Here is an 8,977-nt window from a genome sequence, read left to right on the forward strand (position 1 = left end):
AAAATCAAATAATCACTATAAAGATCAAGCATATCCATTTAATTCCCTCCCTAAAATTAAGGGCGGAATTCTAATGCTTTTTAGTCAAACTACAAGTTTATGTGCGTAACATGAGTAATTAGTGTTTTTCTTATCATGTTCTTTGCATCCAATGAACCACTGCGTGGTTTTACGGGTTTGATGAAGAGAATAATTTATGGTTTTGCAGCTTTTGCGGAACTTCCTTCTTTATTCGGGGATATTTTAAGTTATTTACGCTTATTTGCTTTAGGTTTGGCGGGTGCCTCTTTAGCGATTACTTTTAATACTATGGCTGAGCATATTGCGCAAACCAGTACTATCTTGGCGGTCTTAGTGTTCTTAATCGGTCAAACTTTAAATTTTGTTTTGTGTCTGATGAGCGCGGTAATTCATGGTTTACGTTTGAATTATATTGAATTTTTTAAATGGTCAGTAAAAGAAGAAGGCTATGGATACCAGCCTTTCAAAAAGCAGGAGATCACTCATGAATGAGTTAATGTTAATGTTTGGATGGATAGGGATCTTTGCACCGATGGCTTTGGCTACGGTGGGTAGTATTTGTGGTTGCTCTACGGCCGGGCAGGCTGCAATCGGCGTGATGTTGGATACCGAGAGCGGCTATGGTAAATACATTGGGGTGTCCGTGTTGCCTTCCACGCAAGCAATTATGGGTATAGTCATTATGTTTGCCTTAAATCGGACGGTTACTCCTGAAAATGCTGGCGGCCTCTTAGGAATTGGATTCTTAACCGGTATTGCTTTAATGATTTGTGCGATTCAACAAGGTTATTGTTGTGCCAGTGCGATTAATGCAACTAAAAATAAACCTGAGATTTTTGGTTTATCCGTAGCACCTGCGGCTATAGTGGAAGGCTTTGCAGTATTTATTTTTGTGTTTGCCCTAGTATTAAGCAGTGGTCTTAAATAGAGGAGTCAATCCATGGATGCGAAACAAATAAATCCTGCTAATGTAATTTCCCACGGGATTGAGGCCCTCATTGAGCGTTTGAAAGAGGAGGGGGTGGCGCGCGGCAAAGAAGAGGAAGAGAGAATAATTAATGATGCGCAAATAAAAGCCAATGACCTATTAAATAATGCGCAAAAAAAGGCCAAATCTTTAGTGGATGAGGCGAATCAATCCATTCAGAAAGAGAAAAAAGCAATGGAAGATGCTTTGGCGCTCGCAGCAAAGAATATGCGCTTGGAGCTGAGACAAAATCTCATGGACCGATTCTCGCAAGAGATAAGACGGTTGGTACATAAAGAATTAGATAATGAAGCAATGATTCGTCAATTGATTTTAATGATCGCCAGCGACAGTGTTAAACAAATCCAAGATTTTAACGCGCAGAAGATGGAGCTGCACTTACCAGAAAAAATTTTAGACTTTGAAGACATTCGTAAAAATCCTGATTTATTGGCTCAGGATCAGTTAAAGAATTTAGTACAATCTTTAACCCATAAAATGTTTAAGGAAGGCATGAGTGTACAAGTTAACCCTGATAGTAGGAAACCAGCTGGAATTAAAATATCTCTTGTTGATGAAGAAATAGTTTTAGATTTAAGTGAGGAGGCGGTGAGTAGCCTTTTAATAAAACACATGCAACCTCGCTTTCGTGCTTTACTTGAAGGCTTACTACAATGAGTAAAGAGTTCATTACAATTGCCTCAAGTTTACCAAGAATTGGCGACTCATTTAGAATTGCCGAGCCGCCGATATCACGATTGCAATTAGAAAAGCGGCTGAAGCTCTTGCCGGATGAGTATGCAAGTTTACTCTTTAAGATTGAATTCTTAGTCTGGCAGAGCTGGTTTAAACCTAAGTATTCCGTATTAGAATTACAAAAGGTCTACAAGGAAGTGCATCAAATTGATTCCTTATTTATTCAGGAGTTAATTGATTGGTATTTAAATTTACGTAGCCTAATGGCCGCTCTTCGTTTACGTCAGGTTCAACAAGAGCCGCCCAATGAGCCTAATGAGGAATGGATTAGCTCTAATAAGCAGCAGTTAATTGCGCATTGGCATGAGCCTGATTTTGGGTTAAAAGCGATTTATCCTTGGCTCAATACCATTAACAATGCTCTTGCCCAAAAGGATACGGCTAGAGTTGAAGAATTTCTCTTAACCTACCTTTGGCAGTATTTATTACGTAAAGAAATAGGACATTATTTTGATTTTGAAAGTTTAGTTATTTATTTATTGCGTTGGGATCTCGTTAATTATTGGTCGCAGTTTAATAAGACAGACGTGTTAAAAACTATTGACGATTTATGTGATTCATTACTTGCTTCATCACTAGATTTAGAAAAGGAATAGAAAATGAACGGCGATAATAGGACTGATTCGGCTCAAGTAATTGCTATCCAAGAGGGAATAGTACATATCCAGCAGAAGGCTAACAAACCACTCATTAAGAATGAAATCATCTATATTTGCCCTAAACCTAAGGCCTCGGCACACCAGGAAAAAATCATGGCAGAAATATTGCACGTTAGAGGAAATACAGCAGTAGCCCAAGTATTTGAAGAAACCTCAGGCATTGCAGTTGGCGATCTGGTCGAGCAATCAGGCGAACAACTTTCTCTTGCTTTAGGGCCTGGTTTGTTAGGGATGATCTATGATGGCTTACAAAATCCTTTGTTAAATTTTTCGAGTAATTACGGCTATTTTTTACCGCGTGGAGTACGTGAACCTGCCATTGATCTTAAGAAAAAATGGGTTTTTTCTCCCTTAGTTCAGGCGGGAGATAAAGTACATGCTGGTTCCGTTTTAGGTACAGTACAAGAAGGACGCATAACCCATAAAATAATGGTTCCTTTCGATCTGGGGAAGAATCTTGAGGTTGAATGGATTCAACAGGGAACTTTTGATGTAGAGACCCCCATTGCTCAAATTAAGGCACATAACCGTGCTCACCAGATTTGTATGGTGCAGAAATGGCCGGTTCGTTTTTCCATAGCACAAAAATTGATGACTGATAATCTTGCCCAACGTCACTATCCTTCGCAGCCCATGGTGACGACTCTACGCTTAATCGATACTTTTTTCCCGATTGCACGAGGAGGCACCGCCTGTATTCCTGGTCCTTTTGGCGCGGGTAAAACCGTTTTACAAAATTTGATCGCCCGTTACTCGGATGTGGATATTGTCATCATTGTTGCTTGCGGTGAACGAGCAGGAGAGGTTGTTGAAACAATTACTGAATTTCCTAAATTAGTTGATCCCCATGCCGGCGGTACCCTTATGGATAGAACTATTATTGTCTGCAATACCTCTTCCATGCCTGTTGCTGCGAGAGAGGCATCCATTTATACCGGGATTACGCTGGGGGAATATTACCGGCAAATGGGTTATAACGTCTTATTGATTGCTGATTCGACTTCCCGTTGGGCACAGGCCATGCGCGAAACCTCAGGACGCATGGAGGAAATTCCTGGTGAAGAAGGATTTCCTGCCTACTTAGATAGTAGTATTCGGGGTTTATATGAACGCGCAGGGCTCATTGAAGGCGCAGAAGGTGATTTAGGTAGTTTAACCATCGTTGGAACTGTCTCACCGGCTGGAGGAAATTTCGAAGAACCCGTGACGCAGTCGACTTTAAGTTCAGTGAAAACCTTTCTCGGTTTAAGTTATGATCGAGCTTATAAGCGATTTTATCCGGCGGTAGACCCGTTAATTTCCTGGTCTCGTTATTTAGATCAATTGCAATCGTGGTTCAAACAGAACTTAGAGCCTACTTGGACCATGAAAGTCAGTCAAATAACCCAGTTACTTCATCAAGGGCAAGATATTTTGAATATGATGCAAGTAACTGGTGAAGAGGGCATCACGATGGACGATTATCTCCTCTATCAAAAAGCATTAATGTTTGATATGGTTTATTTACAGCAAGATGCTTATGATGCAGTCGATGTCTCCGTCCCTCTAAACCGTCAAAAACAATTATTTAATTTACTCTTAGATATAGTGAACAAAGACTATAAGTTTACTGAGAAAGAAAAAGCACGTAGCTTTTTTATGAAGCTAACTAGTCTATTAAAAAATTTAAACTATTCTCCTCTAAATTCGGATAAGTTTACCAGTTATCAGCGAGAAATTATGGAATTAACTGGAATGGAGTGATATTGATCCGATGAAAGCTGGGTCGTCATAAGTTAGAAAAGTTTATTACGATTGCTTATCCCATTGAGCTATTTTTTTCATTAATAAACCCGCACCATATAAGACCATGCCGGTGAATAATAAACAAAAAATACGTACGGCAGTCGGAGTCATTGCCGCGTCATAAAGGAGGGCCTTTCCTGCTGATAGGCCAAGCACTAATAAGGCAGAATGAGCCATGAGTTTATCTTTGAGATGATAGCTAATCATTAAAATTAATATCGCATACAATAACCAAAAACTAGTTACTGCCAAAGAGCCGTAAGGATCGGCAAGGCGGTAGAAACTCATGATTGCTAAAAAATGTGCTAAAGCAAGGAAGAGAATGCCATACTCTTCTTTTTTATACACATCATCATAATGTCGACTTAGAGCAAAACACAATGAGGCAAATCCTGCCCAGGCTGCAAAGAGGGTAGAAGTGGAATATTTATTAAAAAACAGTTGCATCATAATATGGCCATATTCTAAAAAGGCGATAAGTACCAGCATAATAGCCGGAATGTAAAATACCCTTTTGTGCTGTGAATCCAGTGAGAGCATGGGTAAGAAAGCAAAGGCTGAAGTAATTAATACAAAAAGCCATGGTTTAAATTCAGTAGGTATTATCTCAAGATAAAAAGAGTGGAAAAATACCAGTGATGCAAAGGAGTAAATCATCCCTTGACTCTTAATTTCTTGGTTAGGGAAGAAGCTTTTAGTGAGGAAGTATAAGCCGATTAAAATAACAGCAAACAGTAAAGATAGGTAAGGCGCAAGCACAGGATAACTGCCGCTAATCAAATAGTATTCCAGACCATAAAAAAGAGTAAGCACCGGGAAAAAAGCCCATGCTTCATTTTCGGTTAACTGCTGTTTATTACATAAGCTGTAAAGGTAGGAGCTGATGGAGAAAATGATGAAGTGGACGGCCAAACTATTGGCAAGCATTATGTTTTGGTTTAGCTCTACACCGACAACAAAGGTAGTTAAAATCGCTAAATAAGCAGCTACAATGGAGATGAGTCGTGAGCGTGTCCAGATCGATATAATGGCAAAGGCCAAAGAGCAACAAATAAAATAATAAATAGTGAAGAAGGAGGAATAATTTAAATTTAAGATTATGGGGGATAAATAAGAGCCTATGATGGCAACAACCGGGTAAATATCATGACTAAATTTCCAATAAAGCCATATGCAAAAGGCGGAAACTAAACTCGTGAGCACTAAGGCTGTTTTGAATGAGGTAAGATCGTAAAATCGATACCCAGCAAACACGGAACAATACAAAATAATAATCCCGGCAGCGGGAAGTAAACTAGCGTATTGTCTATAGACAGTAGGTAGACAAAAACCTGTTGCGATCAAGCAAAGACCAATAAGAGCAGCAATAATAATTTGGCGCTCAGGCGTTAGCCAGCCTGTATCAATGGATAACTTAATAATAAATCCTGCTGCAAATACAAAACAAATAATGGCAATAATACCTAACCAGTTTCCTGATTTTTCTACTTTATTACTAAGGTCCTCAGTTGTCGTAGAAGGGGCGAAAGCTTCAATAGGCTCACGAGGTTGGAGCTCTTCCCACGATTTAAAATGTACCGCCTGTTGCGGCTCATCCCTGGTTGAATGGTGCGGGGAATTATTGGGTAACGAGAGTGCCTCAATCTTTTTTTCTAAAAGATTTATCCGTTTTTCAAGCTCTTCAATCCGTTGCTCGCTCTTATCCATAATGCCAATTATTGAGTATTATTTATCCAAATTGTAGGCTTTTAAAAGTAAGAAAACAAGCTTATAGACAAATAGAAACATTATTTTTCAAATTTCTCTTGCACTTTTTTAAGGTTAAGTTAATTATCAATATGGTCTCTAAGAACGCAAAAAGAGAGTTATTGACCTACGGAGGGATTTCGCTATGTTAACAAAAAAGGATAAATCACAAATTATTGATCTAAGGAATATAAGAGCTTTACCCCTCCACTTAATCCAGAATGCCGAGCCTGATAGAACCTACTTTATATCAAATGCTTTATCAGGTATAAGCCATTTTTTTTCTGCCCGAGTAAATGATTTATATAATAGCTTGGTATTAACCTTTTCTTTAGAATCAATGGATTGGAGTAGCTTTACTAACTATATATGGCCCAGTATTTCTTCTGGTGCAGCCTTATTGCTAGGCAATTACCTGACGGAAGGACTTAGCGAATATGCTACAGGGAGTCCAGAATATGATTTTGTATTTAAATTTATTTTTGGTGCAGCCGTTTTAGGCTATTGCGCATTAAATCGGATTACTGATCAACGCTTTAGTTCAAAAGCTGCTTTATCGGCTGCTGTGGCTAGTGAGGTAATGGCTATTACCTATATGTATAGCTCTGTATTTAATGGCACCCATTATTTGCTCGGTAAGCCCAGCAGTGAATATTCTTTAATTGCAGGCTTAGGTGTAAGTGCTATAGCTGTACCCAGTGGAATTTCTTACTTAACCCAAAAAGTACAAGATTTTTTAGTCCGTTTGCACTATAACAAAGGGGCTCAACGCTCTGATACCGCGATTATCTCAAGTGGCCTTACTTCAGTCTCTAATCTTTATTTTCAAATTAACCATTTTATCGCTAGTGAATTAATGGTTAGTTCTAGGGCTTTTCAATTGGGCCTTATTTCCCACAACATACGGTATGCTGACAGAATTGTACAACGATTTCGTAACTTGCCAGCCTTGTTAGCGGATTTGACCCCTTCAACTATTAAAAAAATGCGATTGCAGCAAGAGAAGCTAGATTATGATTACGATTATAATCATAAAATCCACCAGGTTTTGCGGGTTACCGATGTTGGATGTTATTTCCTGGGTGTACCTCGTTATCAATTGCGCACAGGGGATTTGGTTTATTGTGATGAAAGCATCGATTTAGATGCTGTTCCTGTATCAGGAGAATTAATTGCTCTAAGGCGCGATTCTAAAGATCATTTTACCCAAAATGTGGAGCAACAAAAGTTTAGCGTTAATTTGAAAGCTCAAAATGGTGAGGATGTGTGGATAGAGCAGCTGACGAAAGCTGATTTCACATCGAATTATAAAAAAATAGATTTATACGCTGTTCGGGATGGCAAACAAGCAGGGGTTTTAGTTGGCGATAAATTAAATTTATACGGAAAAAATAATGTATTTATTCAAATAAAACCGGAAAAAGAACTTTTGTTAACCAGCGATTATGAAAAACGAGCCGTGATTGATGACATTATTGCAAGCCGTAAGAAAAAAAGTGTCTTACATTCTATTCTGGGCTCGATCATTATGGCAGCCTTTTTAAAGCGTGATATTACTGCCATGCCTGCAGAAACCCTAAAGTTAATGTTCACCTTGTTTCAAACGATGATACCTTTCTCTGAGGCTTTTTTACGGGAAACCATCAATAGTCGTTTAGTAAAAAAATTAAATAACAGTTTAGGAGAGCATCCGCTAGAAACCATCGATGCCTTAAGAGTTGTCGATTTATGCAACGCTTTAGGAGGTTATTATCGTGATCGTTTTGCAAAAGGTGTGGCCATTATTTCCGATAAAACAGGAACGCTAACTACGACACGGATGGATGTTTTGGGATTGTGGACTACGGATATGGACGCGGAGGTACAAGCCAGTTTAAGTGGAAAAGATGATTTACTTCTCCCTAGTGAAGCACAGTGGTTAGATAGTTTTGAGGTCTTTTGTAGCGCATTTACCAATAACAAAAAAGAATTGGAACCTGAAGAACATGCTATTTTAGAGTTTTTTAAAAGGCTTTTAGCGAATAAGGATTGTTTAAAAGTAGCGACCCATGGTAACAATCATTTTAAAAAAGAAATAATTAGCCAGGATATAACAAAAGAAATTGAAACCTTCCACCTAGGTTTATACCGTAACTTTGGTGGCCGTTTTACTTTAACAAAAGAGGGTACTGACTTTTCCTTGGTTTTTTGTGGCGTACCTAAAGAAGATGCCTTTAAAGGCAGTTCAGTCTTCAAGGCTTATGCAAAAATGCAAAGCCGTACAGGAGTATTATCACGCGATTGGTGTTTGGCTAAAGCTAAATTGACTGAAGAGGAATTTAGAGATGTACATCAATTTTTTGAACAGGACAATAAAGTAGAAATAGAGCAATTTATCGTGACCAAACTTAGCTCAAAAGAAGGAAACAATTTAGGTCAACGCTTCAATTATTATGGCACCTTTCTTATAGATAACCCAGTAAAAAAAGATGCTGAAAAATTCATTGCCCAATGCCGTGAACTATCTGTTCCGGTATTTGTTGCAACAGGGGATACGACCAAAGCGGCCAAAAATATTGCTACGGTATTATGTCCATCACACGCGCAGCACCTTCGGGTAATTAATGCGAAAGAAATCAAAGAGGAACTACCTATCTTGTCAGAGGAAGAGTATCCCGCGAATTCTACGGTAGTTTTTTCAGGCGTTAATGATCAGGTATTAGAATTATTTCAACAATTAATGGCTAGAGCGCCGGATGAGCGACCAGTAATTATTTTTGCCGAAATGAGCACTGAGGGGAAAGGGGTTTTGGCGCGCTATTTAAAAGATCATCATTATTTTGTAGTAGCCAATGGTGATGGTACCAATGATGTAATGATGATGAAATCAGCCCACATGGTTATTGCCCATCACTCTGATGATGGAACCTTTGCACCGGGAGTTGGGTTAGCTAGGTCCGGGGATCTGGAACAAAATTCAGGAAAAATAAGAGCTATTCCCGGTTTGTTAGTTCATTCACCTTACTCTCAGAATGGCTTATCCACAAGTCCATAGGCCAGGAGA

At 38.9% G+C, this 8,977-nt stretch carries 7 protein-coding genes; 6 read left to right on the forward strand and 1 reads right to left on the reverse strand.

What is annotated here, in order from left to right; genetic code table 11:
* Window positions 1–180 precede the first annotated feature (180 nt).
* From ELY15_RS11140 to ELY15_RS11160, 5 genes are read left to right on the forward strand one after another with little or no spacing between them, the layout of a single operon-like run.
* Window positions 181–513, forward strand: coding sequence for a V-type ATPase 116kDa subunit family protein (locus ELY15_RS11140; protein WP_233586663.1), 333 nt, complete (start codon window positions 181–183; stop codon window positions 511–513).
* A complete protein-coding gene (locus ELY15_RS11145; RefSeq protein ID WP_127100008.1) occupies window positions 506–949 on the forward strand; it encodes an ATP synthase subunit C in 444 nt (147 codons plus the stop codon). The genes ELY15_RS11140 and ELY15_RS11145 overlap by 8 nt, the downstream gene beginning before the upstream one ends.
* A 12-nt stretch (window positions 950–961) precedes the next feature.
* Window positions 962–1,666 carry a hypothetical protein gene (locus tag ELY15_RS11150; protein WP_127100010.1) on the forward strand — a complete coding sequence of 235 codons (705 nt, stop codon included), beginning with the start codon at window positions 962–964 and terminating at the stop codon, window positions 1,664–1,666.
* Entirely contained in the window at window positions 1,663–2,340 is a 678-nt protein-coding gene (locus ELY15_RS11155) for a DUF2764 family protein (protein WP_127100012.1), read from the forward strand. Before ELY15_RS11150 ends, ELY15_RS11155 begins: the two co-directional genes overlap by 4 nt.
* A gap of 3 nt (window positions 2,341–2,343) precedes the next feature.
* The gene (locus ELY15_RS11160) at window positions 2,344–4,146 is read left to right on the forward strand and encodes a V-type ATP synthase subunit A (RefSeq protein WP_127100014.1); all 1,803 of its coding nucleotides are present in this window, start codon (window positions 2,344–2,346) and stop codon (window positions 4,144–4,146) included.
* Window positions 4,147–4,191: 45 nt separating this feature from the next.
* Here ELY15_RS11160 and ELY15_RS11165 read toward each other — a convergent pair whose 3' ends face one another.
* Entirely contained in the window at window positions 4,192–5,895 is a 1,704-nt protein-coding gene (locus ELY15_RS11165) for a DUF2339 domain-containing protein (protein WP_127100016.1), read from the reverse strand.
* A 184-nt stretch (window positions 5,896–6,079) separates the two neighbouring features.
* Between ELY15_RS11165 and ELY15_RS11170 the strand changes: the two genes are divergently transcribed.
* Window positions 6,080–8,968 carry an HAD family hydrolase gene (locus ELY15_RS11170; protein ID WP_127100018.1) on the forward strand — a complete coding sequence of 963 codons (2,889 nt, stop codon included), beginning with the start codon at window positions 6,080–6,082 and terminating at the stop codon, window positions 8,966–8,968.
* Window positions 8,969–8,977 lie beyond the last annotated feature (9 nt).

Source organism: Legionella sp. km772, assembly GCF_003989735.1.
Taxonomy (GTDB): domain Bacteria; phylum Pseudomonadota; class Gammaproteobacteria; order Legionellales; family Legionellaceae; genus Legionella.

Excerpts from the sequence above, each read along its gene's own strand:
- ELY15_RS11140 (WP_233586663.1), top strand. The coding sequence starts at position 181 with ATGAAGAGAATAATTTATGGTTTTGCAGCTTTTGCGGAACTTCCTTCT.
- ELY15_RS11145 (WP_127100008.1), top strand. The coding sequence starts at position 506 with ATGAATGAGTTAATGTTAATGTTTGGATGGATAGGGATCTTTGCACCG.
- ELY15_RS11150 (WP_127100010.1), top strand. The coding sequence starts at position 962 with ATGGATGCGAAACAAATAAATCCTGCTAATGTAATTTCCCACGGGATT.
- ELY15_RS11155 (WP_127100012.1), top strand. The coding sequence starts at position 1,663 with ATGAGTAAAGAGTTCATTACAATTGCCTCAAGTTTACCAAGAATTGGC.
- ELY15_RS11160 (WP_127100014.1), top strand. The coding sequence starts at position 2,344 with ATGAACGGCGATAATAGGACTGATTCGGCTCAAGTAATTGCTATCCAA.
- ELY15_RS11165 (WP_127100016.1), bottom strand. The coding sequence starts at position 5,895 with ATGGATAAGAGCGAGCAACGGATTGAAGAGCTTGAAAAACGGATAAAT.
- ELY15_RS11170 (WP_127100018.1), top strand. The coding sequence starts at position 6,080 with ATGTTAACAAAAAAGGATAAATCACAAATTATTGATCTAAGGAATATA.